Annotated in this window: 28 protein-coding genes; 15 read left to right on the top strand and 13 right to left on the bottom strand. The window is 72.2% G+C overall.

Features of this window, described 5'->3' with window-relative positions:
- Positions 1-62 precede the first annotated feature (62 nt).
- The 9 genes from IE170_RS02415 (at position 63) to IE170_RS02375 (ending at position 8,067) form a co-directional block, all read left to right on the top strand.
- Complete coding sequence (locus IE170_RS02415) at positions 63-836, top strand: carbon-nitrogen family hydrolase (RefSeq protein WP_189807651.1); 774 nt, start codon at positions 63-65, stop codon at positions 834-836.
- A 55-nt stretch (positions 837-891) separates the two neighbouring features.
- Positions 892-1,698 carry a hypothetical protein gene (locus tag IE170_RS02410; RefSeq protein ID WP_189807650.1) on the top strand — a complete coding sequence of 269 codons (807 nt, stop codon included), beginning with the start codon at positions 892-894 and terminating at the stop codon, positions 1,696-1,698.
- 60 nt (positions 1,699-1,758) lie between these two features.
- On the top strand, positions 1,759-1,911 hold the full coding sequence (locus tag IE170_RS02405; RefSeq protein WP_189807930.1) for a thioredoxin domain-containing protein: 153 nt from the start codon (positions 1,759-1,761) through the stop codon (positions 1,909-1,911).
- 42 nt (positions 1,912-1,953) lie between these two features.
- Positions 1,954-3,528 carry a recombinase family protein gene (locus IE170_RS02400; protein WP_189807649.1) on the top strand — a complete coding sequence of 525 codons (1,575 nt, stop codon included), beginning with the start codon at positions 1,954-1,956 and terminating at the stop codon, positions 3,526-3,528.
- 469 nt (positions 3,529-3,997) lie between these two features.
- Positions 3,998-4,240, top strand: coding sequence for a hypothetical protein (locus IE170_RS02395; RefSeq protein ID WP_189807648.1), 243 nt, complete (start codon positions 3,998-4,000; stop codon positions 4,238-4,240).
- 10 nt (positions 4,241-4,250) lie between these two features.
- Positions 4,251-4,769 (top strand): DUF6879 family protein, encoded by a 519-nt coding sequence (locus tag IE170_RS02390; protein WP_373298937.1) that lies wholly within the window; start codon positions 4,251-4,253, stop codon positions 4,767-4,769.
- A gap of 12 nt (positions 4,770-4,781) precedes the next feature.
- Positions 4,782-5,630 carry a helix-turn-helix domain-containing protein gene (locus tag IE170_RS02385; RefSeq protein ID WP_189807646.1) on the top strand — a complete coding sequence of 283 codons (849 nt, stop codon included), beginning with the start codon at positions 4,782-4,784 and terminating at the stop codon, positions 5,628-5,630.
- Positions 5,631-5,916: 286 nt separating this feature from the next.
- Complete coding sequence (locus tag IE170_RS02380; RefSeq protein WP_189807645.1) at positions 5,917-6,147, top strand: DUF7848 domain-containing protein; 231 nt, start codon at positions 5,917-5,919, stop codon at positions 6,145-6,147.
- Positions 6,148-6,204: 57 nt separating this feature from the next.
- Positions 6,205-8,067, top strand: a complete 1,863-nt coding sequence (locus IE170_RS02375) for an NHL domain-containing thioredoxin family protein (RefSeq protein WP_189807644.1) — start codon at positions 6,205-6,207, stop codon at positions 8,065-8,067.
- A 279-nt stretch (positions 8,068-8,346) separates the two neighbouring features.
- Here the strand turns inward: IE170_RS02375 and IE170_RS02370 are convergent, their stop codons facing one another.
- Positions 8,347-9,489, bottom strand: a complete 1,143-nt coding sequence (locus IE170_RS02370) for an SMP-30/gluconolactonase/LRE family protein (protein ID WP_189807643.1) — start codon at positions 9,487-9,489, stop codon at positions 8,347-8,349.
- A 215-nt stretch (positions 9,490-9,704) separates the two neighbouring features.
- On the opposite strand from IE170_RS02370, the gene sigJ reads away from it, so the two are divergent.
- Positions 9,705-10,595 carry an RNA polymerase sigma factor SigJ gene (gene sigJ, locus IE170_RS02365; RefSeq protein ID WP_189807642.1) on the top strand — a complete coding sequence of 297 codons (891 nt, stop codon included), beginning with the start codon at positions 9,705-9,707 and terminating at the stop codon, positions 10,593-10,595.
- Between the two features lie 68 nt (positions 10,596-10,663).
- A complete protein-coding gene (locus IE170_RS02360; protein ID WP_189807641.1) occupies positions 10,664-11,122 on the top strand; it encodes a carboxymuconolactone decarboxylase family protein in 459 nt (152 codons plus the stop codon).
- A 51-nt stretch (positions 11,123-11,173) separates the two neighbouring features.
- Here IE170_RS02360 and IE170_RS02355 read toward each other — a convergent pair whose 3' ends face one another.
- The 5 genes from IE170_RS02355 to IE170_RS02335 all read right to left on the bottom strand — a co-directional run bounded on the left by IE170_RS02355 (position 11,174) and on the right by IE170_RS02335 (position 15,973).
- Entirely contained in the window at positions 11,174-12,469 is a 1,296-nt protein-coding gene (locus IE170_RS02355; RefSeq protein ID WP_189807640.1) for a M18 family aminopeptidase, read from the bottom strand.
- Positions 12,470-12,571: 102 nt separating this feature from the next.
- Positions 12,572-13,330, bottom strand: coding sequence for a hypothetical protein (locus tag IE170_RS02350; RefSeq protein WP_189807639.1), 759 nt, complete (start codon positions 13,328-13,330; stop codon positions 12,572-12,574).
- A gap of 130 nt (positions 13,331-13,460) precedes the next feature.
- Positions 13,461-15,287 (bottom strand): acyl-CoA dehydrogenase, encoded by a 1,827-nt coding sequence (locus tag IE170_RS02345; RefSeq protein ID WP_189807901.1) that lies wholly within the window; start codon positions 15,285-15,287, stop codon positions 13,461-13,463.
- Between the two features lie 117 nt (positions 15,288-15,404).
- Complete coding sequence (locus IE170_RS02340; protein WP_189807638.1) at positions 15,405-15,764, bottom strand: ATP-binding protein; 360 nt, start codon at positions 15,762-15,764, stop codon at positions 15,405-15,407.
- Positions 15,761-15,973: a hypothetical protein gene (locus tag IE170_RS02335; RefSeq protein ID WP_189807637.1), complete on the bottom strand. Its 213-nt coding sequence runs from the start codon at positions 15,971-15,973 to the stop codon at positions 15,761-15,763. The genes IE170_RS02340 and IE170_RS02335 overlap by 4 nt, the downstream gene beginning before the upstream one ends.
- Positions 15,974-16,096: 123 nt before the next feature.
- Here IE170_RS02335 and IE170_RS02330 point away from each other — a divergent pair, with 123 nt between their 5' ends.
- Genes IE170_RS02330 through IE170_RS02320 form a run of 3 tightly spaced genes read left to right on the top strand, consistent with a single transcriptional unit; the run spans position 16,097 to position 17,645 of the window.
- Positions 16,097-16,948, top strand: coding sequence for a helix-turn-helix domain-containing protein (locus IE170_RS02330; RefSeq protein ID WP_189807636.1), 852 nt, complete (start codon positions 16,097-16,099; stop codon positions 16,946-16,948).
- Position 16,949: 1 nt separating this feature from the next.
- Entirely contained in the window at positions 16,950-17,135 is a 186-nt protein-coding gene (locus IE170_RS02325) for a DUF397 domain-containing protein (protein ID WP_373298936.1), read from the top strand.
- Between the two features lie 48 nt (positions 17,136-17,183).
- On the top strand, positions 17,184-17,645 hold the full coding sequence (locus IE170_RS02320) for an SseB family protein (RefSeq protein WP_125540672.1): 462 nt from the start codon (positions 17,184-17,186) through the stop codon (positions 17,643-17,645).
- Positions 17,646-17,729: 84 nt separating this feature from the next.
- Here the strand turns inward: IE170_RS02320 and IE170_RS02315 are convergent, their stop codons facing one another.
- On the bottom strand, positions 17,730-18,458 hold the full coding sequence (locus IE170_RS02315) for a hypothetical protein (protein WP_189807634.1): 729 nt from the start codon (positions 18,456-18,458) through the stop codon (positions 17,730-17,732).
- Positions 18,459-19,044: 586 nt separating this feature from the next.
- Here IE170_RS02315 and IE170_RS02310 point away from each other — a divergent pair.
- The gene (locus tag IE170_RS02310) at positions 19,045-20,031 is read left to right on the top strand and encodes a pirin family protein (RefSeq protein WP_189807633.1); all 987 of its coding nucleotides are present in this window, start codon (positions 19,045-19,047) and stop codon (positions 20,029-20,031) included.
- 110 nt (positions 20,032-20,141) lie between these two features.
- On the opposite strand, the gene IE170_RS02305 is transcribed toward IE170_RS02310, so the two are convergent.
- From IE170_RS02305 to IE170_RS02285, 6 genes are all read right to left on the bottom strand, one after another.
- Positions 20,142-21,407 carry an ABC transporter permease gene (locus tag IE170_RS02305; protein ID WP_229884565.1) on the bottom strand — a complete coding sequence of 422 codons (1,266 nt, stop codon included), beginning with the start codon at positions 21,405-21,407 and terminating at the stop codon, positions 20,142-20,144.
- Positions 21,404-22,117 (bottom strand): ABC transporter ATP-binding protein, encoded by a 714-nt coding sequence (locus IE170_RS32385; RefSeq protein ID WP_229884564.1) that lies wholly within the window; start codon positions 22,115-22,117, stop codon positions 21,404-21,406. The genes IE170_RS02305 and IE170_RS32385 overlap by 4 nt, the downstream gene beginning before the upstream one ends.
- Positions 22,114-23,682 (bottom strand): efflux RND transporter periplasmic adaptor subunit, encoded by a 1,569-nt coding sequence (locus IE170_RS32380; protein WP_229884563.1) that lies wholly within the window; start codon positions 23,680-23,682, stop codon positions 22,114-22,116. The genes IE170_RS32385 and IE170_RS32380 overlap by 4 nt, the downstream gene beginning before the upstream one ends.
- Positions 23,683-23,701: 19 nt before the next feature.
- Positions 23,702-24,235 (bottom strand): hypothetical protein, encoded by a 534-nt coding sequence (locus tag IE170_RS02295; RefSeq protein WP_189807632.1) that lies wholly within the window; start codon positions 24,233-24,235, stop codon positions 23,702-23,704.
- A complete protein-coding gene (locus IE170_RS02290) occupies positions 24,232-25,170 on the bottom strand; it encodes a hypothetical protein (RefSeq protein WP_189807631.1) in 939 nt (312 codons plus the stop codon). The genes IE170_RS02295 and IE170_RS02290 overlap by 4 nt, the downstream gene beginning before the upstream one ends.
- A 102-nt stretch (positions 25,171-25,272) precedes the next feature.
- Positions 25,273-25,578: a hypothetical protein gene (locus tag IE170_RS02285; RefSeq protein ID WP_189807630.1), complete on the bottom strand. Its 306-nt coding sequence runs from the start codon at positions 25,576-25,578 to the stop codon at positions 25,273-25,275.
- Between the last annotated feature and the right edge of the window lie 2 nt (positions 25,579-25,580).

Below are 25,580 nucleotides of genomic sequence, written 5' to 3'. Positions count from 1 at the left end.
AGTGCTTTCGTGTGACGATCGTAGGCCCGAATCGGCGGCTTGAACGCCAGAACGGTGGTAGTGTGCGCGCCTCGCTGATCCAAATCGCGGTGTCCGACGGGGAGTCGGTGGCCCGCCGCCGGGCCCGCGTGGCCGAACTCGTACGGGAGCAGGCCGGCTCGGACCTCGTCGTGCTGCCGGAGCTGTGGACCGTCGGGGCCTTCGCCTACGAGCTGTTCGAGACCGAGGCCGAGCCGCTCGACGGCCCCACCCTCGAGGCGGTGTCCAAGGCCGCGGCCGACGCGGGCGTCTGGCTGCACGCCGGCTCGATCGTCGAGCGCGCCGGCGACGGCTCCCTCTACAACACCGCCCTCACGATCTCCCCGGCGGGCGAGCTGGCCGCCACGTACCGCAAGATCCACCGCTTCGGGTTCGACCAGGGCGAGGCCGTGATGATGGCGGCCGGCGACTCCCTGACGACCGTGGCCCTGCCGGAGCAGACCCTCGGCATCGCCACCTGCTACGACCTGCGCTTCCCGGAGCTCTTCCGCGGCCTGGTCGACGCCGGGGCGACGACCCTGGTCGTCGCCGCGGGCTGGCCGGCCCGCCGCCGCGCCCACTGGACCCTGCTGAACCGGGCCCGCGCCGTGGAGGACCAGTCGTACGTCCTGGCCTGCGCCCTGGCCGGCACCCACGCGGGCGTCGAACAGGCCGGCCACAGCCTGGCGGTGGACCCGTGGGGCGAGGTCCTGGCCGAGGCGGGCCCGGAGGAGACGGTCCTCCACGTCGACCTGGACCCGGCGAAGGTCGCGGAGACCCGCGACCAGTTCCCGGCCCTGAAGGACCGCCGCCTGTAGAGGCGGCCGCGGCGGCGGCCGGAGCCCCGATCCGACCGGGGACTAGGTTGGGGCCATGGCCCTGCTCTACGTAACAGACCTGGCGTACCCGGCGCGCGGACGCCGCTACGGCGACGAGGACGTCCACCTCACCTCCCGCCTGCGCGAGCACTTCGACCTGGCCCTGTGCCACCCCGACGACGCCGCGGCCCTCCTCGGCCACGGCTTCGACGCGGCGATCGTCCGCAACAGCGGCCCGGTGATCCACCACCGCGAGCAGTGGGACGCGTTCCGCGCCGCGGCCCGCACCACCGGAACCCGGGTCTACAACCCGCTCACGGGCCGCGGCGACATGGCGGGCAAGCAGTACCTCCTGGACCTGACCGCAGCGGGCCTCCCGGTCATCCCGACGATCGACGACCCGGCCGACCTGCACCTCCTGCCCGCAGCCGCGGAATACGCGGTCAAGCCGAAGGAGGGCGCGGACTCGATAGGCCTGCTCTACACCCCCACGCCCGCCACCCCGCCCGGCACGCACCTGATCCAGCCCCGCATCGACTTCGCGTACGAGGTCTCCTTCTACTTCGTGGACGACACGTTCCAGTACGCCCTCCACGCCCCCGACCCGGACCGCCGCTGGGAGCTCACCCCCTACGACCCGACCCCCGCGGACCTGGCCTTCGCCCGCACCTTCATCGAGTGGAACACCCTCGACCACGGCATCCAGCGCGTGGACGCCTGCCGCACCCCCGAGGGCGGCCTCCTCCTGGTCGAACTGGAAGACCTCAACCCCTACCTCTCCCTCGACCGCCTCCCCACCCCCACCCGCACCGCCTTCACCACAGCCCTCGTCCACTCCCTCCGGACCTTCCTGAAGGCCTGAGCCGGGGAGCGGGGCGCGCGCGTTGATCCGCCGTTCACACGCGGATGGCAAGCTTGAAGGATGAACGATGCCGCCCCGGCGCCCACCCCCGCGCCCCGCCGTGCCCGCCTCCGTGCCCCCGAGCTGGTCGGGAAGGGGGGCTGGCGCAACACCGGAGGCAAGGAGCTCACCCTCGCCGACCTGCGCGGACGCGTTGTGATTCTCGACTTTTGAAAATAGACAACAGAGCACCGATCTCTTCGCCACACTGAATGTGTGCACCAAGACACGATCTGTGATCTCTACCTCCGCCTGTCCCTCGACCGGGACGGCAAGACCGCAATCGAACGGCAGGAAGCCGACTGCCGTGCCTGGGCCGAACGCAACGGACTGACCGTCCGCAAGGTCCACATAGACAGAGGGCGCTCCGGCTACAAGACCGTTGAGCGCAAGGGCTTCGACGCCGCGTTGGCGGCTGTGACGGCGGGTGTCGTCGGCACGCTGATCGTCTGGAAACTGGACCGCCTGTCCCGCAAGGGCATTGGCCAGGTGGGCAAGGTGCTGGACGACATCGAGAAGGCCGGCGGTCGCCTCGTCTCAGTCCTGGACGGTCTCGATACTTCGAACGACTCGGCGCGCATGGTCGTCGCGATGCTGGCTGAACTCGCCCGGTCCGAGTCGAAGAACCTCGGCACGCGTGTAGGTCATGCGAAGCGCTATCTCCGCAGCAAAGGGCAGTGGATCGGCGGACAGCCCCCGTACGGATTGCTCATCGACGCGCAGACCAAGAAACTGGTCCACGACTCGGAGCACGTCGTCTACGCTCGCCTGATCGCGGATGAAGCACTCGCCGGGACATCGTTGGTCAAGATCGCCCGACTCCTCAACGAGTACGAGATCCTGTCGCCCAGGGGTGGTCAGTGGAACGCGGCCAGCATCATGCAGCTCCTGCGCTCCCCAGCGTTCGCCGGCCTGATGCCTGAGACCGAGAGCGTCGAGACGGATGACGGCGAGCGGAAGTACACCGGCAGGGTCTTCCCGTACCGCGATCCCGAGACGCTGGACACCGTCGAGATCGGCGAGGGGATCATCACGGTCGGAGAGCGGGAACAGATCATCCGCACGCTGGAATCCAGAACGTTCGTGCACGCAGGAAAGCGGCGGCCGAAGCCCGAGGGAACGGCCCTGCTCACGGGACTCGTCTTCTGCGCGGTTCCCGGATGTGGTCGCCGTATGCACCGAGTGGGCGGGAGCTATCAGTGCATGGCCCGCCGCGCGGGCAACCAGTGCATCGGAGCGTCGGCGTTGGCTGAGGCGGTTGACCAGTACGTGACGGAACAGTTCCTCACCAAGCTCCCGGCGCTCGAACCGGACGACCCGCTGCTTGTCGCGATCGCAGATCGCTGGGTGCATCGTGTGGATCCGGAGACCTTCGCGAAACGTGATGCCCTCACTGCGGAGATCCAGGACGAGGAAGCCCGCCTGGCTGATCTGGAGGACGCACGCTATGTGCGTGGCGAGTTCAGCGGCGCCGCAGCCGTGGAGCGCTACAACCGGCTTTCAGAGCGCCTGAGGGGGCGCATCGAGGGGCTTCGCGCCGATCTGTACAAGCTCCCCATGCCGTCCGTGGACGTGTCACCGATGCTCGACGGCCTCACCTTGCGTGAGGCATGGGCTGATGCGACGAACGAAGACCGGCGCAGTCGGTTGTCGCTCGCCATAGACCGGGTTGAGGTGAGCAAGGGAGTGCGCGGCCAGCGGATCATCCCCGAGCAACGCATTGAGATCCATTGGGCGAGGCTGGCGGAAACCGACACCGCCGCAGCACCCGTCGGCAGCGCGCCGGCGTGACGAAGTGACGGACTGACGCTCTCGCCCGGTTACCCCTTATAGAAGTGTTGTTGCTTCTATGAGTGGATCAGAAGTAATCGTCATTCCGTCACTTCGTCACTCGGGATGTGCAAAGTTCAGGCGAAGCCCTCGCGGCGGCCCCGGCCCCAGCTCGAAAAACGCGCCCTGGGTGTGACGCATTTTTTTGGGGCCGTATGCGCCTTGGCCTGGGGAACACGTGCCACGAAAGGTTCGTGAACGACCCCGGTTAACGCCCTCTAGGGCCGCTGAAGGCCCTGTGAAACCGCCCGGCGGGCCTTCAACGTCCCTGAGCCCCCGCGCTCGTCACCCTCACCAGGGCGGCGGGTCGGAGGCCTTCTTGCATCCCGAGTCAGTTCAACCACCTTGTCTGAAGGCCCGCTTGCGCAGCTCAGCCGCAAGGGTGAGGCTCGTGCACGCTGGTGCAACCCACTCGACGGCGGGAGCGACCATGACCCTAAAGTTCCTCGGCATCATCCCGAACACGCCGACTGACGAGTCTCCGACGATCTGGCTCCACGAGGAGACCGGCGACCTTCTGATTCAGTCGTACAAGGCGACGAAGGACGAGGTGAAGGCGTGCCAGGAGATCGGTTCGATCCAGGGTCACTCCACGGACGTTCCGGACCACGAGACGATCATCCGGCTTCCCGCGGTGATGCTGAAGTACATCCCGCGCCCGGACGACAACTGAGAGGCAGGCCGTGCAGCCACCCGCCCGTCATGCACTGGCACGAGCACAGCACTCAGCGGTGCACCTTGAGTTGCGTGACAGCTACATGCTCGATGACCCCGAGTTCATCGCGTGGCAGCAGGGGAAGCGGCTTGACCCCGCCGACCGGTCCTCGTGGTGGGGCGGCTGGCACGACGCGGTGAGAGAGGCAACCGCCCGGGGGGTCGTGGTCCGGCGGCTTCGGATCGTGTCCGAGCCGATCAGCGACTACGTCCGGTACGAGTACGACTGCACGTTCACGAACCTCGCTGCGGGCGAGCTGGTCCGGTGGATGCCCCGACGTCAGACGACGGACCTGGCCTTGCCAGGTACGGACTTCTGGGTTTTCGACGGTACGCAGGCACTCTTCCACCACTTCACCGGGGACGGGCAGTTGGACGAGGACGGCCGCGAGTACACCGACGACCCCACGAAGGTGAGCCTGTGCACCACGGCCTTTGAGGCGGTGTGGCAGCGGGCCATTCCCCATGGGGAGTACAAGCCGCGCTGACCGGTCACGATCATGGCTATCTCTCCCTCTTCGAGTGCCCAGCAAGCCCGCCAGGCTCTGGCGAACCGACTCGCTGAGATCTGCCGGGACGCCGGGCTGAACGGGCGCGATCTCGCCCGGCTGTGCGGATGGCACCCGTCGAAGTCCTCGCGGATCATGAACGCCCGCACGCCCCCGTCCGCCGACGACATCCGGGCGTGGTGCAAGGCGTGCGGTGTCGAGGGACAGACGGACGATCTGATCGCCTCGCTGCGGACCGTCGAGGACATGTGGATCGGCTGGCGGCGCATGGAGCGCGCCGGCCTCAAGCAGGCCCAGGAAGCCCGCCTCCCACTCTTCGAGCGCACCCGCCGGTTTCGTTCCTACTCCTCGTGGTTCGTCCCGGGCCTGATCCAGACCTACGGATACACCGAAGCGGTCTTGCGGGCCGTCCAGCGCAGGCGCGTGGAGGTGGACGACGTGGCCGATGCCGTGGCCGTGCGCATGGAGCGTCAGCGCGTCCTCCACGAGGGCGACCGGCGGTTTGCGTTCCTGGTTGAGGAATCGGTCTTGCGGAACGGGCTCGGTGGGACGGACGTGCAGGAGGAACAGCTCAGCCACCTCCTCACCGTCGGCTCCCTGCCCAGCGTCAGCTTGGGTGTCGTGCCCACCCGGACCGATCGGTCCCGGATGCCGGTGGAAGGGTTCTGGATCTTCGAGACCGGACAGGTCAACGTTGAGCTGGTCTCCGGCTACCTCACGCTGACCCAGCCGAGCGAGGTTGCCGCATACGCGGACACCTTCACCGAACTGGCCGACATGGCCGTCTACGGAGTGAAGGCCCGCGCGCTGATCACAAGCGCCATTCAGTCGCTCAGGTGACGGCAGTGCAACCTCGTGCAATCTCCCGGGAGTTGCAGCTCCGGCGTTCGTAGCGTGGTCGCTACACGGACGACACGAGGAGCTGGGCCGTGAAGGCGATCACGTATGCGCAATGCCCGGTAGAGCTGCCGTTGCGAACAGACCCGGAGCCCGTACCGGTGGTCGGCTGCGGGGTCTGCGCCGCTCTGGCCGCACAGCGCCGGGAAGCCCGTCTCCAGGGCGACCACTCCACGGTCAGCGATTGCAACGTGGAGCTTCGGAACCACCCACACCCCAAGGAAGCGGCATGACCGTGAAAGCCGTGCTCCGGTACGTCAGCTATGTCATGCACCGCCACCCCTCGGCGGAGACGACGGCCACGGCGCGGTGCCTGAACCCGGACTGCCAGTGGACTGCCGAGCCGACCGGGAACGCGGACGTCTGCACCGACATGTGCATCCAGCACACTGGCCGGACCGGCCACATGACCTTCCTCCGAGAGTTCTCGGAGGTCGCCGTGGTGGAGCGTGTGCCCTGAGCAGCCGCTTCGTACGGGCGTGATCCTGCGTTCACGCGCGGATGGCAAGCTTGAAGGATGAACGATGCTGCCCCGGCGCCCACCCCCGCGCCCGCACCCCGCAAGCGTGCCCGTGTCCGTGCTCCTGAGCTGATCGGCAAGGGGGGCTGGCTGAACACCGGCGGCAAAGAGCTGACCCTCGCCGACCTGCGAGGTAAGTGCGTTGTTGTTGATTTTTGGACGTTTTGCTGCATCAACTGCCTCCACGTCCTCGACGAGCTGCGCGAGCTGGAGGAGAAGCACCGCGACACCGTCGTCGTCATCGGGGTGCACTCGCCGAAGTTCGTGCACGAGGCCGAGCACGCCGCCGTCGTCGATGCCGTCGAGCGGTACGAGGTGCACCACCCCGTCCTCGACGACCCCGAGCTCGCCACCTGGAAGCAGTACGCCGTGCGGGCCTGGCCCACGCTCGTCGTGATCGACCCCGAGGGGTACATCGTCGCCCAGCACGCCGGCGAGGGGCATGCGCACGCCATCGAGCGGCTCGTAGAGGAGCTGGAGGCCGAGCACGCCGCCAAGGGCACGCTGCGGCGCGGGGACGGCCCGTACGTGGCGCCCGAGCCGGTCGCGGGCGACCTGCGGTTCCCCGGGAAGGCGCTCGTGCTGCCGTCGGGGAACCTGCTGGTGTCCGACTCGACGCGGCACCGGCTCGTCGAGCTGGCCCCGGACGGCGAGACCGTCGTCCGGCGCATCGGCAGCGGCGAGCGCGGCTTCGGGCCGGACGCCTTCAGCGAGCCGCAGGGCCTGGCGCTGCTGCCCGACGGGAGGGTCGTCGTCGCCGACACCGTCAACCACGCGCTGCGCACGTACGACCCGGCCACCGGGGCCGTGGAGACCGTCGCCGGCACCGGCCGCCAGTGGTGGCAGGGCTCGCCCAGCTCCGGCCCGGCCCTGGAGGTGGACCTGTCCTCGCCGTGGGACGTGGCCTGGTGGCAGGACCGGGTGTGGATCGCGATGGCGGGCGTCCACCAGCTGTGGACGTGGGACCCGGCCGCCGGGACCGTGGCCGTCGCCGCGGGCACGACCAGCGAGGGGCTCCTCGACGGCCCGGCCGCCGAGGCCTGGCTCGCGCAGCCGTCGGGCCTGGCCGCGGCGGGGGACCGGCTGTGGGTGGCCGACTCCGAGAACAGCGCCCTCCGCTACGTCGAGCGCGCCGAGGACGGCGACGGGTACGTGCTGCGGACCGCGGTCGGCACCGGCCTGTTCGACTTCGGCCACCGCGACGGCGACGCCGCGCAGGCCCTGCTCCAGCACCCCCTCGGCGTGACGGCCCTGCCCGACGGGTCGGTCGCCGTGTGCGACACGTACAACCACGCGCTGCGCCGCTTCGACCCGGCGACCGGCCAGGTCACCACGCTCGCGACCGACCTGCGCGAGCCCAGCGGCGCGGTGCTCGCAGGCGAGGACATCGTGGTCGTGGAGTCGGCCCGGCACCGGCTGACGCGGCTGCGCCTGCCGGAGGAGGCCGTGCGCGTGGAGGCGGTCGCGCACCGGACTCAGCGGGCGGCGACCGAGGTCGCGCCGGGCACGCTGCGGCTGGACGTCGTCTTCCAGGCGCCGAGCGGGCAGAAGCTCGACACCCGGTACGGGCCGTCGACCCGGCTGCTGGTGTCCTCGACCCCGCCGGAGCTGCTGCTGTCGGGCGAGGGCGCGGGGACGGACCTGTTCCGCGAGCTGGCCCTGAACCCGGAGGTCGCCGGGGGCGTGCTGCACGTGTCGGCGATGGCGGCGTCCTGCGACGACGACCCGGCGAACGAGTACCCCGCCTGCCACGTGCACCAGCAGGACTGGGGCGTCCCGCTGAAGGTGGCGGAGGGCGGGGCGGCCCGGCTGCCGCTGGTCCTCGCCGGCATGGACGACGGGGCGGTGGCCGGAGCCTGATCCCGCGCCGGGGGCGGCGGTCGGAGCCTGGTCCCGCGCGGGGGCCGCGGCCGGGGCTTGGTCCCGCGTTGGGGCGGCGGCCGGGGCCTGGTCCCGTGCCGGGGCGGCGGCTGGGGCCTGGCCCCGCGTTGGGGCGGTGGCCGGGGCCTGGTCCCGTGTCGGGGCGGTGGCCGGGGCCTGGTCCCGTGCGGGGGCGTCGGTCGGAGCTTGGCCCCGCGTTGGGGCGGTGGCCGGGGCCTGATCCCGCGTCGGGACCGGGGCCGGCGCCGCCCCGGACCGCTACTTCGCGTCGGCCTCGTCGGTGCCCGCCGCGGCCGCCCCGCTGTGCGCCGCGCCGGGGCCGGCGGTGGCCGGTTCGGTGCGTCCGGCGCCCTCGATGGCGGCGACCAGCAGGTTCGGGTCCTTGTCGGCGGCGAGGGCGGACGCGCTCGCCACGTACACCCGGCCGTCCCGGACCGCGACGGACGTCGGGCCGGAGATGCCGTCCCGCCGCGTCAGCAGGGTGCTGCGGGTGCCGTCGGCCCGTACGAGGACGACCTCGTCGGAGGCGGGCAGCGCGGCGACGACCGTCTTGCCGTCCCCGGCGAACGCGAAGTCGTCGATCCCGGCCAGTCCGGTGGCGTGGGTCTCGACGGCGCCTGCCGTGCCGTCCTCCCGGACGGGGATCCGCAGCAGGGTGCCGCGGTCGGAGTTGGAGACCCACACGGCGCCGTGGTGCACCTTGATGCCGTTGGCGCCGGCCGAGGTGAGCGGCTGCAGCGGGGCGCCCGCGGCCCAGGCGGTGACGGAGGCGTCGTGCAGGGAGATCCGCCAGACGGTGCCGAGGCGGGAGTCGGCCGCGTAGAGGAGGCCGTGGCGCCTGTCGAGGGCGAGGCCGTTGGCGTGGCCGTCGGCGGGAAGGCGGGCGAAGAGCCCGACGGTGCCGTCGGGGCGGATCCGGTGGATGCCGGTCCGGTCGGTGCCGGTGACGTACGGGACGTACAGGCTGCCGTCGTGCGTGCGCACGATGCCGGTGACGGCCGCGGCGCCCGCGCCCGGCGTCCGCGCGGGCGCCGCCTCGGGGAGGGTGGCGATGACGCGGGTGTGCCCGCCGGTGTCGGCGTGGGCGACCTGCCGGGCGAGTGCGAAGGTCAGGTATGCGGAGCCGTCGGGATCGAGCGTGATGTTCTCGGGGGTCTGCCCGTCCTCGTGGCTGTAGTGCGCGATGACTTGCGGGTTGGACAGCCGGAACGCGGACGGCCCCGCCGGTGCGGGATCCGCCGCCGGGGCCGCGGCGGCGGGTGGCGGCGGCGGGATCGCGGAGGCGGGGGCGGGCGCGGCGGCGAGCAGGGCGAGCGCGGCGGCGGCGAGGGCGGGCGCGGCGGCGCCGGAGCCGCCGAGCCGGGTCCGGGACGTGCGCGGGGTGCGGGGGGAACGGGGCACGGGACTCTCCTTGTCGGCCGGAGCCGAAGGGGTGGCGGGGGAGAGCCCCAGAACAGCATGGCGTGCCCTCACCGCCCGTGCTCCGCGCGGTGGTTCACGGCCACATCCCCCCGCCCGGCCCACGCCCCACCCGCCACCCGGCCCACGTGCGGGGCCCGCGGGACGGGTTCGCATGGCTACGCTGGATCGGCGAGCCGGAGGAGGGCGCGATCTGCATGGGTGACGGGCACGGTTCGGCGGGGTCCGGGCAGGAGGACCCGCTCGGAGCCGGATGGCAGCGTCACCGGCCCGCGGTCTTCGGTGTGGCGTACCGGCTGCTGGGGAGCGTGGCCGATGCCGAGGACGTGACCCAGGACGTGTGGCTGCGGGCGGCCGGAGCGGATCTGCGGGAGGTCGGTGACCTGCGGGCTTGGCTGGTGACGGTGGCCGCGCGGCGGGCGTACGACATTCTGCGCAGTGCCCGTGTCCGCCGGGAGAGCTATGTCGGGCCGTGGCTGCCGGAGCCGCTGCTGACGGGGCCGGACGCCTCGCAGCCGGTACTCGTCGACGAGTCCGTCGGCTCGGCGATGCTGCTGATCATGGAGGAGCTGAGCCCGCCCGAGCGGGTGGCTTTCGTCCTGCACGACGTCTTCGGTCTCGCGTTCGGCAGGATCGCCGAAGTGCTGGACGTCTCCGTGCCGGCCGCCCGGCAGCTGGCTTCGCGGGCGCGACGGCGGGTGGCCGGGGCGAAGGAGTCCGTGCCGCAGGCGTCGAGGGCGGAGCGCGAACGGGTCCTCGGGGTGTTCCGCGCCGCGTACGAGGCGGGGGACCTGGCAGGCCTGGTCAGGCTCCTGCACCCGGACGCCGTCTTCGTCACCGACGGCGGCGGCAACGTGTCCGCGGCGCGCAAGCCCGTCCACGGCGGTGAGCGCATCGCCGGGGTCATGGTGCGCGTGGGGCGCCGGTGGCGCCCGGACCGTATCGGCATGGCGGAGGTCGGCGGCGAGCCCGCCCTGGTGTTCCACCGCGAAGGCCGGGTGTACTCCGTGGACACGGTCCAGATCGCCGACGGCCTGATCACCGAGTACCGCCGGGTCCTCAATCCCGACAAACTCGTGCGCCTCTGAGTCGTCACACCCGCGGGGGCTGTCTCGTCTCCCTGGTGACAGCACACGTGCGACGAATCGAAGGAACCATGAGCGACCTCCAGCGAGTCAACATCGGCAAGCGGCACCCGGCCGCCTACAAGACCCTCATCGCCCTGTCGTCCGAGGTCGAGGCGGCCGCTGCCGCAGCGGGTCTCGACCCGCTCCTGGTCGAGCTGGTGAAGATCCGCATCTCCCAGGTCAACGGCTGCGCGTTCTGCCTGCGCATGCACACCCGAGACGCCTTGGCGAAGGGCGAGGACCCCGACCGGATCGCCGTCCTGCCCGGATGGGAGGAGACCGGCTACTTCTCCGAGACCGACCGCGGCGCCCTCCGCCTGGCCGAGGCGGTGACCCGCGTGGCGGACGGGCACGTCGGCGACGAGGACTACGCGGCTGCCGCGGCCGTGCTCACCGACGACCAGGTCTCGGCCGTCGCCTGGCTCGCCACGCTGATGAACGCCTTCAACCGCGTCGCGATCACCAGCCGGTACACGGTCGAGAGCTGAGCACAGGCGGGGCGGAGGGGGCGGGCCCGCCCCCTCCGCCCCGGAGCCGGCTCAGCCCTCCAGGAACGCCGTCAGGGCGTTCGCCAGCAGGTACGGGTCGTCGGCGCCGCACAGTTCGCGCGCGCTGTGCATCGACAGGATCGCGACGCCGATGTCCACGGTCTGGATGCCGTGCCGGGCCGCGGTGATCGGGCCGATCGTCGTCCCGCAGGGCATCGAGTTGTTGGACACGAACGTCTGCCACGGCACGCCGGCCCGCTCGCAGGCCGCCGCGAACACCGCACGGCCGGTGCCGTCGGTGGCGTACCGCTGGTTGACGTTGACCTTGAGGATGGGGCCGCCGTTCGCGCGCGGGTGGTGCGTCGGGTCGTGCCGCTCGGCGTAGTTGGGGTGGACGGCGTGCCCGGTGTCGGAGGAGACGCAGAAGCTGCCGGCGAAGGCGCGGGCGCGGTCCTCGTAGCTGCCGCCGCGCGCGAAGACGGAACGTTCCAGCACGTTCCCCAGCAGCGGGCCGTCGGCCCCGGTGTCGGACTGGGAGCCGTTCTCCTCGTGGTCGAACGCCGCCAGCACCGGGATGTGGTCCAGGGCCTTCCCGGAGGAGGCGACGGCGGCCAGCGCCGCGACGCCGGCGTGCACGGAGATCAGGTTGTCCATGCGCGGCCCGGCGACGAGCTCCCGGTCCCGCCCGAGGTACGCGGCCGGCTCGATCGAGTGGACCATCAGGTCCCATCCGGCGACCGAGCCCTGCTCCAGGCCCTCCTCGTCCTCCAGGAAGGAGATCAGGTCGCCCTCGTGGACGTCGCCGAGGCCCCAGATCGGCTGCATGTGGCGCTGCTTGTCGAGCTTGAGCCCGTCGGAGTTGACCGCCCGGTCGAGGTGGACGGCCAGCTGTGGGACGCGCATCAGCGGCCGGTCGACGTTGACGAGGCGCTCGCTGCCGTCCCGCAGCGTCAGCCGCCCGGCAAGGCCCAGGTCGCGGTCGAGCCAGGTGTTGAGCAGGGTGCCGCCGTAGATCTCGACGGCGATCTGCCGCCAGCCGGCCGACCCGGTGTCAGGAAGCGGTTTGACGCGGAGGTTGGGCGAGTCGGTGTGTGCGCCGACGATGCGGAACGGGGCGTGCGCGGCGGCGCCCTCCGGGACGAACCACGCGATGAGGGCGCCGCCGCGGAGCACGAAGCGGCCCCCGCTGCCCGAGTCCCAGGCGTCCGTCTCCGACACCTGGCGGAACCCGGCCTTCTCCAGCCGCTCGGCCGCGTTGGCCACGGCGTGGTACGGCGACGGACTGGCCGTCAGGAAGGTCATCAGATCGTCGGTGTGGCCGCGGTCGAAGCGGGCGGGAGAGCTCATGTGGTTCACCTTAACGACGGTCGTGTTCGCCTAGGCCGGACTGCGGCGGATAGCCGGCAGGACCGGTGGGCGGACGGTGTGCTCCGCGGTTCCGGCGGCTTCTCAGCCCGGCGGCCGCTCGAACCGGCGCTGCAGCTGCCGGCGCTCGCCCCGGCGGATGCGCGGGAGCATCTCGGGGGCCGCCGCGGAGCGCTGCGCGCGTCTCTTGCGTCCGGCGCAGAAGATACAGGCCTCGCCGGGGGGCGCGTCCGGGTCGACGGGCGCCCCCGGGTGTTCGGAGCAGCCGGAGGCGTTCCGCGGCCGGGACAGCTCGCGGGCCACGATGAACGCCCGGTGCAGGTCGTCGGCCAGCAGGACGAAGTCGTCGGAGGGGGAGGAGAGGGTGAGGTGGAAGCGGCGCTCCTCGACGCTCCGCAGGTGCGCGTGGAGTGCCTGGAGGGTGTACGGCGGGTCGGGCACGGGGTAGCCGAGCCGGCGCTGCTCCCCGGCCGGCGGGGCGGCGAGGCGCGCAGCCGCATCCCGCCCGGCGCGGCCGCCGCGCTCGCGCAGCCCGCGGCGGCGGCGGTCGTTGCAGATCAGGCAGCGGCCCCAGCCGTCGGGCGCCTCGGGGTCGAGGGCGCCGTCGGGGTGCTCGGGGCAGCCGGTGTGGCTCTTGGCGGGCGCGAGCCCGGCGGCGGTCCGGAAGGCGGTGTAGAGGGCGTCGGCGACGGCCTCGTACTCCGTGGGGTGTGCGCCTTCGTACAGGTCCCGCAGGTGGTCGCCGAGGCTGCCGAGGGCGGCCTGGAGCTCCCTGAGGGCGTACGGGCGCCCGGTGGGGACGGAGTACCCCCTGCCGGCGGCGTGCTGCTCCTGTGAACTCATGTCTACGAGCGTCGCACGAAGCACCGGCATCCCGGGAATCGCCGGCCGCCGCGGGGCCGGGGGAACGGCAGCGGCCGGACCCCCGTGAGGGGATCCGGCCGCTGTACGGACCGCGGGGCGGGCGGGCGCCTTAGAAGACGGCCTCGTCGAGCTCCATCAGGGAGTTGTCGACGGCCTCGGCGAGGCTGCGCTGCACCGAGACGCCCGGGAGGACCTGGGACGCGAAGAACTTCGCGGCCGCGATCTTGCCCGTGTAGAAGGGGACGTCCTTCGCGGAGGCCGTCGCGAGCTTCTCGGCGGCCACGGCCGCGCCGCGGAGGAGCAGGTAGCCGACGACGACGTCGCCGGACGCCATCAGCAGGCGGGTGGTGTTCTGGCCGACCTTGTAGATGTTCTTGACGTCCTCGCCGGTGGCGGTGAGGTCGGTGATCATCTGGCCGACGATGCCCTCGAGGTCGACGGCGGCCTTGGCGAGCGCGTCGCGGGCCGGGGCCAGCTCCTCGCCGCCCTCGGCGCCGGCGAGGAACTTCTTGATCTCCTCAGAGAGGCGGTTCAGGGAGGCGCCCTGGTCGCGGACGATCTTCCGGAAGAAGAAGTCCTGGCCCTGGATCGCGGTGGTGCCCTCGTACAGGGTGTCGATCTTGGCGTCGCGGATGTACTGCTCGACCGGGTACTCCTGGAGGTAGCCGGAGCCGCCGAAGATCTGGAGGGACTCGGAGAGCAGCGCGTAGGAGCGCTCGGAGCCGTAGCCCTTGACGATCGGCAGGAGCAGGTCGTTCAGGCCGACCTCGGCGGAGGCGTCCTCGCCGGCGGCCTGCTTGACCGCGATCGAGTCCTGGACGGCCGCGGTGTAGAGCACCAGGGCGCGCATGCCCTCGGCGTACGCCTTCTGCGTCATCAGCGAGCGGCGGACGTCGGGGTGGTGCGTGATGGTGACCTTGGGCGCGGTCTTGTCCATGAAGTTCGCCAGGTCGGGGCCCTGGACGCGCTCCTTGGCGTACTCCAGCGCGTTCAGGTAGCCCGTCGAGAGGGTGGCGATGGCCTTCGTGCCGACCATCATGCGGGCGAACTCGATGATCATGAACATCTGGCGGATGCCGTCGTGCTTGTCGCCGATCAGCCAGCCCTTGGCGGGGTGCTTGTCGCCGAAGGTCATCTCGCACGTGTTGGAGGCCTTGAGGCCCATCTTGTGCTCGACGTTCGTGGCGTACACGCCGTTGCGCTCGCCCAGCTCGCCGGTCTCCCAGTCGAAGTGGAACTTCGGGACGAGGAAGAGGGACAGGCCCTTGGTGCCGGGGCCGTGGCCCTCGGGGCGGGCGAGGACGTAGTGGAGGATGTTCTCCTCCATGTCGTGCTCACCGGAGGTGATGAAGCGCTTCACGCCCTCGATGTGCCAGGAGCCGTCCTCCTGCTGGATCGCCTTGGTGCGGCCCGCGCCGACGTCCGAGCCCGCGTCGGGCTCGGTCAGCACCATGGTGGAGCCCCAGCGCTTCTCGACGGCGATCTGCGCGATGCGCTTCTGCGCCTCGTTGCCCTCCTCGTGGAGGACGCCGGCGAACGCCGGACCGGAGGAGTACATCCACACGGCCGGGTTCGAGCCGAGCAGCAGCTCCGCGTAGGCCCAGATCAGGGAGCGGGGCGAGGTGGTGCCGCCGATCTCCTCCGGCAGGCCGAGGCGCCAGTACTCCGACTCCATGAAGGCCTCGTAGCTCTTCTTGAAGGAGGCGGGGACCGGAGCCGTGTTGGTGGCGGGGTCGAAGACCGGCGGGTTGCGGTCGGCGTCGGCGAAGGACTCGGCCAGCTCGTTCTCGGCGAGGCGGGCGATCTCCGACAGGATGCTCTTCGCGGTCTCGGCGTCCATCTCGGCGAACGGGCCGGTGCCGTACAGCTTGTCGCGGCCGAGGACCTCGAAGAGGTTGAACTCGATGTCTCGGAGATTCGACTTGTAGTGCCCCATGGCGACGGCTCCGTTGTGGCTCGGGAAGGACGGTTCCTCGTACGTACCAATCGGTAACGTCATGATGCTACCCGCCGGTAATAAGAAGCAACCCCCGCCCGCCCACTGTGACCAGGGTCAAAGCTCGCACCACACCGTCTTGGTGCCGTCCTCCCCCCGGACGACGCCCCACCGCAGCGCCAGGGCGTCCAGCAGGGCCAGCCCGCGCCCGGACTCGTCGGTGCCGGCCGCGCGGCGGAGGACGGGCCGCGCCTGCGGATCGGGATCGGTGAGCTCGACCCGCACGCGGGCTGCCCTTCCGGTGATCCGCAGGGTGACGGGAGTGCCCTCCCCGACGTGGGTGATCACGTTGGCCAGCAGCTCCGTCACGCAGAGCTGGAGCTCCGGACACGGCCTGCCCAGGTGCTCGCGCACGGCGAGGCGGACCTCCGGAACCGCCTTCGGCACGGCGATCAGCCCCACCGCGAACGGCCTCACCGGCGTCCCGCCCGGAGCGCGACGGCGAGCCGGGACGCGGTGCCGGCGTTGCAGTTGCCGAGGGCGATGAGCGGCGGGGTGTCGTACGTCCCCGCGTAGGAGGGGAGGTGCAGGTCGAGCGAGGGCAGCGTGATCCCGTGCGCGGCGAGCGCGGCGCGCAGCTCGATGAGGGCGTCGATGGCCTGGGCGTCGGCGGCGGGGTTGCTCATGGGGCCTTCCTTGCGTGCCGTGTGGCGGACTGTGACGAAACGCTCACAGCGTGCGGCCGGTCGGCGTAGCGTGGGAAGGGTTTCGGATTGCGCTGGCCAATTGGCAAATGGCGGTGGTGTGCTGTGCCTCCTCGTAAGACCCCTGACGCTTCTGCGAACGTGCCGTCGTTCTACGGCGCCGAGCTGCGCTACCAGCGGGAGCTGGCCGGTCTCACGCTGGAGCAGCTGGCGGCCGGCAGCTTCCGGGGCGTCCCCTTCCTCAGTCAGATCGAGCGAGGCGAGCGGCGTATGCCGCTCGATCTGGCACGGCACGTGGACGCGAAGCTGGGGACGGACGGCTTTTTCGAGCGCCGCTGTGAAGACGCGCGCAAGGCGAAGCAGTCCGGGCACGCGGAGTACTTCGCGAACGTCGCGGAGATGGAGGGGTACGCCGAGACGATCGAGGAATGGGCGCCGTCGCTGGTCCCCGGCCTGCTGCAAACAGCGGCGTACGCCACGGCGGTCGTGCACACCTCGCTTCCCTGGCTGCGCCCCGAGGCGGTCGAGAAGCAGGTCAGCGCCCGTATGGAGCGCGCGCGACTCTGGGACCGCGAGGAACGCCCCGCGTTCTGGGCGATTTTGCACGAATCGCTGATCCGTAAGCCGCTCCTCGGGAACGCGGATATGGCAGACCAGCTAGACCACGTCGTGCGTGTGGTCCGGTGCTCGCAGAGCGTTCTGCAGATCGTTCCGGAAACGGCGTCTGCCCACCCGATGATGATGGGCATGATCAAGGTGATGACGTTCCCGGACGCGCCACCAGTGGTGTACACGGAGGGCCTGCACAGCGGCCAACTCATCGACTATCCGGCCCTCGTGAAGGACTACCGCAGGTCGTACGATCTGCTCAGGGCAGCGGCCCTGCCACCAGAGGCTTCCCTGGCCATGGTTGAGCAAGCAGCAGAGGACTACCGCGATGGCAACCACACGGCTTGACGTGAGCTCTGCCCTTTGGCGCAAGAGCAGCTACAGCAACGGCAGCGGCGGTGACTGCGTGGAAGTCGCTGACGGCATCAACGGGGTCGTCCCGGTCCGGGACTCGAAGCGGCCCTCCGGCCCCGTGATCACGGTGACGGCGGCGGCGTGGGCGCCCTTCCTGGACGGGATCAAGGGGACTCCTTGACCGGATCCGGGCGCCTGGCGGCCGCCCACCCTCGGTAGGCTGACGGCCATGTACGGCTACGACCAGAATCCGGGCGCCCAGCAGCAGTACGCCCCGCCCCAGCAGCCGATGCCCGGGGCCGGGTACGAGCAGCCGCTGTACCCCGAGCCGTCCCCGCCCTCCCTCGCGGACGCGGTGCGCGCCTTCACCACCGGCTCGCTGTCGGCCGAGGACTTCCAGCAGATCTTCGCGACGTCCAAGGTCTACTGCCCACGCGGCGACACCCCCGGCTTCCTGGCGCTGCACAACACGCAGCAGCCGGTGATCCCGATGTTCACGACGCTGAAGGAGCTCCGCCGGTACGCCGGCAAGGAGTCCAAGTACTTCGTCATCACCGGCGCCGAGGTGATCGACCTGCTGCCCACCGGGTACGGCTTCGTCCTCGACATGGAGGGCGACCACCGGATGGTCTTCGACGCGAAGGCGGTCGAGCAGATGGTCGACTACGCCATGCGCCGCATGTACGGCTGAGCATTCCGATATCCCCACCGCCCACAGGGCGGCAGGGGCATCGGAATACGGTCAGGGAATTCGCGGGAATTCCGGACGGGTCTGCTACTCCTTCAGGTACCCGCCGACGAACCCGCGGTAGTCGCCCCACACGCGCTCGCGCATGGTCCAGGAGCTGCCCCAGCACTCCGCCGTCCAGACGGTCTCGCTCTGGGCGTTGTCGGCCGGCGGCGAGGAGATCCACTCCTTCACCGGGCTGTGGGAGAAGTCGCAGCCCGGCACGTAGAGGTAGTGGGAGGCGCTGCCCGGGTACACCTTCGTGGTGTCCTTGCCCTTGACCTGGTAGTTGGTCCGCACGGTGACCTTCGAGACCTTCACGCCGAGGAACTTGTCGACGTACGAGTACGAGGCCCACATGTCGCGGTAGCCCGACGCCCTCAGCGCCGAGGTGGAGAAGGGAGACGTCGTGTCCTCACCGCCGGTGGTCTCGCGCTCCTGGACGACGTCGCCGCCCGCGAACGCCTGGCGGGTGGTGCCTGCGGCGGCCGGGGCCTCGCCGGCGATCAGGAGCTGCTTGATCAGGGCGCGGTCCTCGATCAGGTCGAGGAACCGCTTCTTGTCGGCGGCCGAAAGCGCCGCGAACCCGTCGGCGGTCTCCTTCGCCTGCTCGTCGCCCTTGGCCGCCTTCGCCGCGAGGTAGGCCTGGTACTTCGCGACGCGGAGGACCTGCGTGGCCGGGGTGTCGTCGGCCTGGGCCGAGCCGGGCAGCAGCGCCAGGGTCAGACCCGCGAGCGCGGCAGTGGAGACGAGGCTTTTCCTGATTGCGGAACGCATGCTGAGTTTTTTCCCCTTGACTTTCATGCCGCCTGGTCGAATTCGGGCAGAAAGGGAGGAGTGCGCGCGCATGCGCACTCCTGTCCCCCGTCCCCCGTACCGCGCGTCCGGCTTTTGCTCCCCTGCCGGCCGCGCAAAACAAGGATTGCCGGGTCGATCGGGGGGCGTCAATCAAACCCCGATTATTTGAGGATCATCTGAGTCAAGGCGATCCGATGTCCGATTTCTGCGCCGGAATGAAAGAATCCGCCTGTGCGGAATTTGAGAATCCGCGAAATTGGGGCGGCTTGGTGCTCTGAATAACCGCTTCTCCCGAGCCGCCCCCTGCGCCCCGATGTGCCCCGTACGGCCCGAAGGCGCCCCGGCTGCCGGGCAGCCGCGGCGTCGTCCGAACGGCCCCGGGTGCGGCAGCGCGTCGGCCTTCGCCTGCTTCCCGGGGGTCGCCCGGCGCCCGGATCGCCTCACGGAGCGTGCGCCGCGGCGGCGGGTTGCCGGTGCGGGAATGGGGGGCGGGGGGTCCGCTGTTCTGGTGGGTGGCAGAAAGTTCTGGATTCAACTAAACTCGGTGTAGAAGGAGGTTCCGACCATGCCTGCAGTGACTGTGGAGAACCCGCTGACGCTCCCCCGCGTCGCCGAGCCGGGCCCGGAGGCCGCCGCCCGCAAGGTGCTGGCCGTCACGACCGCTCCCGGCGGCTTCGAGGGCGAGGGATTCCCGGTGCGCCGCGCGTTCGCCGGGATCGACTACCGCCACCTCGACCCGTTCATCATGATGGACCAGATGGGCGAGGTGGAGTACGCGCCGGGCGAGCCGAAGGGCACCCCCTGGCACCCCCACCGCGGCTTCGAGACGGTCACCTACCTGATCGACGGCACGTTCGTCCACCAGGACAGCAACGGCGGCGGCGGTGTCATCAACGGCGGCGACACCCAGTGGATGACCGCCGGATCCGGCCTCCTGCACATCGAGGCCCCGCCGGAGTCCCTCGTCGTCAGCGGCGGGCTCTTCCACGGCCTCCAGCTGTGGGTGAACCTCCCGGCCTCCGACAAGATGATGCCCCCGCGCTACCAGGACATCGGCGGCGGCAAGGTCACCCTGCTGACCACCCCCGACGGCGGCGCCCTGCTCCGCGTCATCGCCGGCGAGCTCGACGGCCACAGCGGGCCCGGCATCACCCACACCCCCATCACGATGATCCACGCGACGGTCGCACCCGGCGCGCAGCTGACCCTGCCGTGGCGCGAGGACTTCAACGCCCTCGCCTACGTCCTGGCGGGCCGGGGCGGCGTCGGCACCGACCGGCGCCCCGTCCACACCGGGCAGACCGCCGTCTTCGGCGGCGGCGGCTCGCTGACGCTGCACGCCGAGGCGTCCCAGGACTCCCGTACGCCGGCCCTGGAGGTCGTCCTCCTGGGCGGGCGCCCCATCCGCGAGCCGATGGCGCACTACGGGCCGTTCGTCATGAACAGCCGGCAGGAACTCCAGCAGGCCTTCGACGACTTCCAGGCCGGACGGCTGGGGACCATCCCCACCACGGCCCGGGAGCGCACCAAGACGGCGGAGCAGCACTCCTGACCCGTCCTGGTCCCCGATCCGGCCCGGCCCCCGTCCCCCGAGGGCCGGGCCGCTCCCGGCCGGCCCGGTCCCGCCCCCCTGGACCGGGCCGGCCGGCCCTGCACGCCGACCTAGCGTCGCAGCGCCTCCGCCGGCTGGGTGCGCGAGGCGCGCCACGCCGGGTACAGGCCGGCCAGGACCCCCGTCACCAGCCCGATCAGCGGCGCCGCCGCCACCGTCAGCGGTGACATCACCGGGGTCCAGTCGCGCAGCGCCGACACCCCGACCACGGTCAGCGTGCCCAGTGTCGTCCCGACCAGCCCGCCCACCGCGCCCTGCGCGGCGGACTCGGCGAGGAACTGGGCGGTGATGTGCCGCCCCCGCGCCCCGAGCGCCCGCCGCAGGCCGATCTCCCCGGTCCGCTCCAGCACCGCGACGAGCGTGGTGTTCGCGATCCCCACCGCGCCGATGACCAGGCAGATCGCCGCCAGCAGCAGGAACAGCTGGTCCAGGTCGGAGGTCACCCCCGACCGCAGCCCCCGGGGGTCGGGCGGCGGCTCCGCCGCCATCCACTCCGGGTGGTCGGGGCGCAGCGCGAGCGGCAGCTCCGCGGCGACCTGCCGGGCCGCGCCGAGCTGCGTCACCACCAGCATCCGGGCGCGCTGGGCGTTGTCCGGGGGGCCCCACAGCCGCTCGGCGGCTCCGCGCGGAACCATCACCGACAGCAGCAGGTCCGGTTTGCGCTCTGCGCCGTCCGCGATCCCGACCACGGTGAACGGGTGCCCGCCGACGAACACCGCGGGCCGGCTCTCCAGTGTCGTGATGCCCAGGCGGGCCGCGACCGCCCGCCCGACCACCGCGACCTGCTCCGCGCGCCCGTCGTGGAAGGAGTCGTACGCCCGCCCCGAGCCCAAAGTGAGCCCGGCCGCCCGCAGCATCCCCGGGGACGCGGCGACCACCGGGATGCGCTCGCCGTCCGCACCCGCGACGGGGGCCGAGCGGACCGCCGCCGCCTCGCCGAGCGGCACCGGCCAGAACACCCCCGCCGCCGTCACCCCGTTGAGGGCGCCCGCCCGGTCGTCCGCGTCGCGCGGGAACGCGTTGGGGACCTGCCTGGCGAGCTGCGGGTCGGCTCCGCCCGCCGTGTCGCGGACGCCGACCTCGGTGGCCGTCAGCGCGTTGAACCGGCTGTCGATCTGCGAGGACGCGGTGGCCGTCAGCCCCAGGATCGCCACGAACGTCCCGACCCCGAGGACCGTGCCCAGGCCGGTCAGCGCGGAGCGGGCCGGCCGCTGGAGCATCCCGGCGAGTGCCTCCGAGACCAGGTCACGGGCCGACAGCCGGGACGGCGGGATGTCCGGAGCACCCCCGGCCCTGCGGCGCCGAAGGGATCTCACGGCGCCGCCTCCTCGGTCAGGACCCCGTCGCGGATGGCGACGGTCCGCGCGCCGCGCGCCGCCACCTGCGGGTCGTGCGTGATGACCAGCAGGGTCAGCCCGTCCGCGTGCAGCTCGTCCAGCAGTTCCAGGACGGATGCGGCGGTCGCCGTGTCCAGGTTCCCGGTGGGCTCGTCGCACAGCAGCAGCGAGGGCTCCGCGACCAGCGCGCGGGCGACGGCGACGCGCTGCCGCTCCCCGCCCGACATGCGGGTGGGCAGGTGCCCGGTGCGGTGGCCGAGGCCGACGCGCTCCAGCGCCGTACGTGCCCGGGCCGCGCGCTGCCCGCGGGGGACGCCGTTGTAGACCATCGCGAGCAGGACGTTCTCCAGGGCGCTGCGGTGCGGCAGCAGGTGGAAGGACTGGAAGACGAAGCCGATGCGCTGCCCGCGCAGGGCGGTGCGGTCCCGGTCGCGGAGCGCGCCGGTGTCGATGCCGTCGAGGAGATAGCGGCCGGCGGTCGGCGCGTCGATGAGCCCGGCGACGTTCAGGAACGTCGACTTGCCCGAGCCGGAGGGGCCGACGACGGTGACGTACTCGCCGCGCCGCACCGTCAGCCGGCACGGCCGCAGCGCCTCGACGGGCGGCGGGCCCGGGTAGGTGAGCCCGACGTCCTCGAAGCGGACGACCGGCGGTGCTCCGGCCGGTCCGGCCGTACGGGTTCCGGTCACGGGGTGGCCCGCGCGACCAGGACCCGGTCTCCGTCGGCGAGCGCGCCGCCGCCGACCGGCTCGACCTGCACCATGCCGTCGGCGGACATCCCGGCCCGGACCTCGACGCGGCGCCGCGCCGCCGTGTCGGCAGGGTCCGCGCCGAGCACCGTGACCGTGGTCCGGCCGTCCGCACCCGCCGACACCGCCGACAGCGGGACGACGAGGACCGGCTCGCCGGAGGACGCCGCCGTCACCGTCAGCCGGACTCCCTGTCCGGCGAGACGGGGGTCGAGCGCCTTGTCCGGGGTGACCGTCAGGGCGTACCCGCCGGGATCCGCGGCACCGCCCGGCGCGCCGTCCGGGCCGCCGCCCTGCTGGGGCGTCCCCGGGCCCGCGCCGCCGGAGCCGCCGGCCGCCGGGGCGGGGGCGTCGGCGACGGAGGCGACCGTGCCGGCGGCGGCCAGCCCGGTGGCCTCGGACAGCACCTCCACCTTCATGCCCGGCTTGACCAGCTCCCGCTGGTGCGCCGGGAGCGCGGAGCGGATCACCGGGGCGCCGGCCGACAGGACCAGCAGCCCGTCGGGGACGGGCTCGCCGACCCCGGCCCGCACCGCGTCGACCCGTGCGGGGAAGCCCTTGAGGAAGACCAGTTCGTCGGCCGGGACCATCGGGCCCGCCGCCGCGCGGGCCGCCTCCAGCCGCCCGGCGGCCTTGGCGAGGTCGGCCTGCGTGAACGCGAGCTGCTGCTGCGCCTCGGCGGTGTCCGCACCACCGGCCTCCTTCGCCTTCGCCAGGGCCGTCTTCGCCGTCATGACCTGCCGTTTCGCGGCGTCGGCGGCGTCCTCCGCCGCCTGGAGCCGCTCTGCGTCGCCGGGGTCGGCCGGCCGGGGCGCGTAACCGAGCGCGGTGTAGAGGCGGGTGACGGCGGCCTTGGTGCCGGGGCCGTAGGTACCCGACGGGTCCTTGCCGGTGGGATGGCCGAGCGCCCTGAGCCCGGCCTGGAGCTGGCCCACGTCCTTGCCGGTGGCGCCCGGCTTGAGGTCCCGGTACACGGGCAGGGCCCCGGCCAGCGCGAACACCGGCCGCCCCGACACCTCGACCAGCACCTCTCCGGCCTGTACGGCGGCCCCCGGCTGCTTGGCGATCCGCGTGACCACGGGTTTGCCGCCCCCGCCCGCGGCCGCCGCCCCCGCCCCCGGGGAGACCGTCAGTACCTGCTCGGCGGCGACCGTGCCGCGGACGACGACGGAGGAGGTGAGCACACGGCGCTCCACCCGGTCGGACAGGACGGACGCCGGCGGCGGTGCCGCGTCGGCGGCGACCTGGGCGGGAGAGCGGATGGACGCGCCGAGCGCGACCCCGGCCCCGGTCAGCAGGACGGCCCCGGCGACGACCCACGCCAGCATCCGCCGACGACGCCGCAGGGATCCGCCGTCGTCGGAGCCGCCAGCGGGGGAGGAGCCGTCGTGGGGCTCCGCCGCCGCGGCCCCCGCGGCGGCCTCCGTCTCGGCCCCCGCGTCCCGCTCTGCGTCCGCCTCCTGCTCCACGCCCGCGTCGGCCGTCGGCGGCTGGTGATGTTTCACGTGAAACCCGGTCCCCCGCTCAGCAGTTCTCGCCGATCACCCGGAGCGAAGCCACCCGCCACGGGCCGCCCTCCCCCTCCCGCTTGAGGGTGAAGGAGCCCAGCTGCGTCGGCTTGTCCTCCAACTGGTCGACCGGCCGGCCGGTCCGCGCGTCGTGGATCAGCCAGCGGTCGAGGTCGATGCAGTCGTGCAGCACCAGCTGCCCCGGACCGGCCTCGGAGACGCCCTCGACGCGGTGCCCCACCTCGCCCAGCAGCACCTGCCCGGCCGAACGGGAGTGCGCCAGGTTCTCCCGCAGCTCCGCCAGCTGGGTGCCCGTGGCGACCCGTTCGAGCGCCGGATCCGCGGGGTCGGGCGTGCGGTTCGCCGCGAGCCAGGCCGCCCAGTAGGCGTCGTACGCCTGCCGCACCTCCGCGCTCGGGCTCCGCAGCCCCGTCTCCGCGGACGGGCGGCCGTCCGCGGAGGCGGAGGACGCGGGGGAGGCGCAGCCGGTCGCGGCGGCCAAGGCCAATGCAGCCCCGGCGGCGGCCCGGGCCGCGGCGCGGAGCCTCACGCCCCACCGCCCGCGAGGACCTTCTCCGCGAACCGGACCTGCTCGCCGAGGTGCTTCTTCTCCTGGTCCAGATCCTGCTTCCGCTTCTCGACGAGCTGCGTCTGGTAGGCGGCCAGGACAGCGGTCCAGGTGTCCGACAGCTTCGTCCGCTGCTTGCACGACACGTCCGTGGTCGCCGCCGTGATCTCCTCGGAGGTGACCGGCCCGGTCCAGCGGGTGCCCTCCATCTGCTGGAGCTCCCACGGCGTCTTCACCTGGAACCCGGCCTCGCGCATGCAGGCGCTCCACTCGGTGACGGCCGCCGTGACCCGGCTGTCGCCGCGGGCCCGGTCGGCGGCCTGCTGGGCGAGCTCGTCGACCAGGCCGTTCCCGGCCGGGGCACCCGCGGGCCCCGTGGTGCTGCGCGGGTACAGCTTGCGGGCCGCCTCGCCCGCGCAGCCGCCCTCCGGGGCACCCGGGTGCGCCGGGGCGCCGTCCTGCGAGCCGAACAGGGCGGCCGTCTCGCTCGGATCGCGCTTCTGCGCCGCGCCCGCCTCCCGGTCGGGCAGCCCGCCGGACCGGTACCCGTACTTCTTCGCCGCCTCGGCGTCGACCAGCCCGATCCCGCTGGTGGTCCGGCGGGCGCCCGCGCCGGCCGTGACGTAGGTGCTCGTGTTCTTGAACGAGGCGAAACCGACGCGGTGCATGCACGCTTCGGTCAGGATGTCCTGCGCCTGCTGGAGGACCTTCTGCTGGCTCGTGTCGAACCCGTACGCGTCCAGCGGGAGCGGCGCGTTCGCCGGGTCGGGCTGTGGGGTGATCTTCACCGCGGGTTCGCCCCGGTCCCCGGCGGCGCCGCCGGGCCGCGCGGGTTCGGAGGTGCAGCCGCCCAGTGCCGCGGCCGCCGCCAGGGCGGCGGCCGTCAGCAGGAGCGGCCGTCGACGTGCGTGGAGCACGATCAGCCTTTCGGTGGTGGGCCGGTGGTCGTACACTGCGCGGCACACCCGGGGCCGGGACCGATTCCAGCGGCCCCGGCCCCGGGTGGATCCGCGTACCGGTCAGCAGTGGCCGGAGGCCCACTTCGTCAGCAGGGTCATGGAGCTGAAGCCGGTGACCCCGGTGTTGTTGTTGCGGTGCTTGTCCCACCACTTGTTGCCGTTGATCACGGTGCCGGCCTGGTAGCAGATCGGCGTGATCGTGTGGCTGGTGTAGCCGAGGCCGAGAACCGCCGCGCTGGTGTTCGAGTTGGAGCGGATCCGCACCCCGTTCTCGGTGTAGTCGCCGGCGTGGGCGGCGGTGACCGTTCCCAGGGCGATCGTGGCGGCGGAGAGCGCCACCGCGGTGAACCTTGCTGCCTTGCGCACGC

This window comes from Streptomyces toxytricini (genome assembly GCF_014649915.1).
In the GTDB taxonomy this organism is placed as follows: Bacteria; Actinomycetota; Actinomycetes; order Streptomycetales; family Streptomycetaceae; genus Streptomyces; species Streptomyces toxytricini.
Note: the sequence above shows the minus strand (reverse complement) of the source record. Positions and strands in the feature narration are given on the sequence as shown.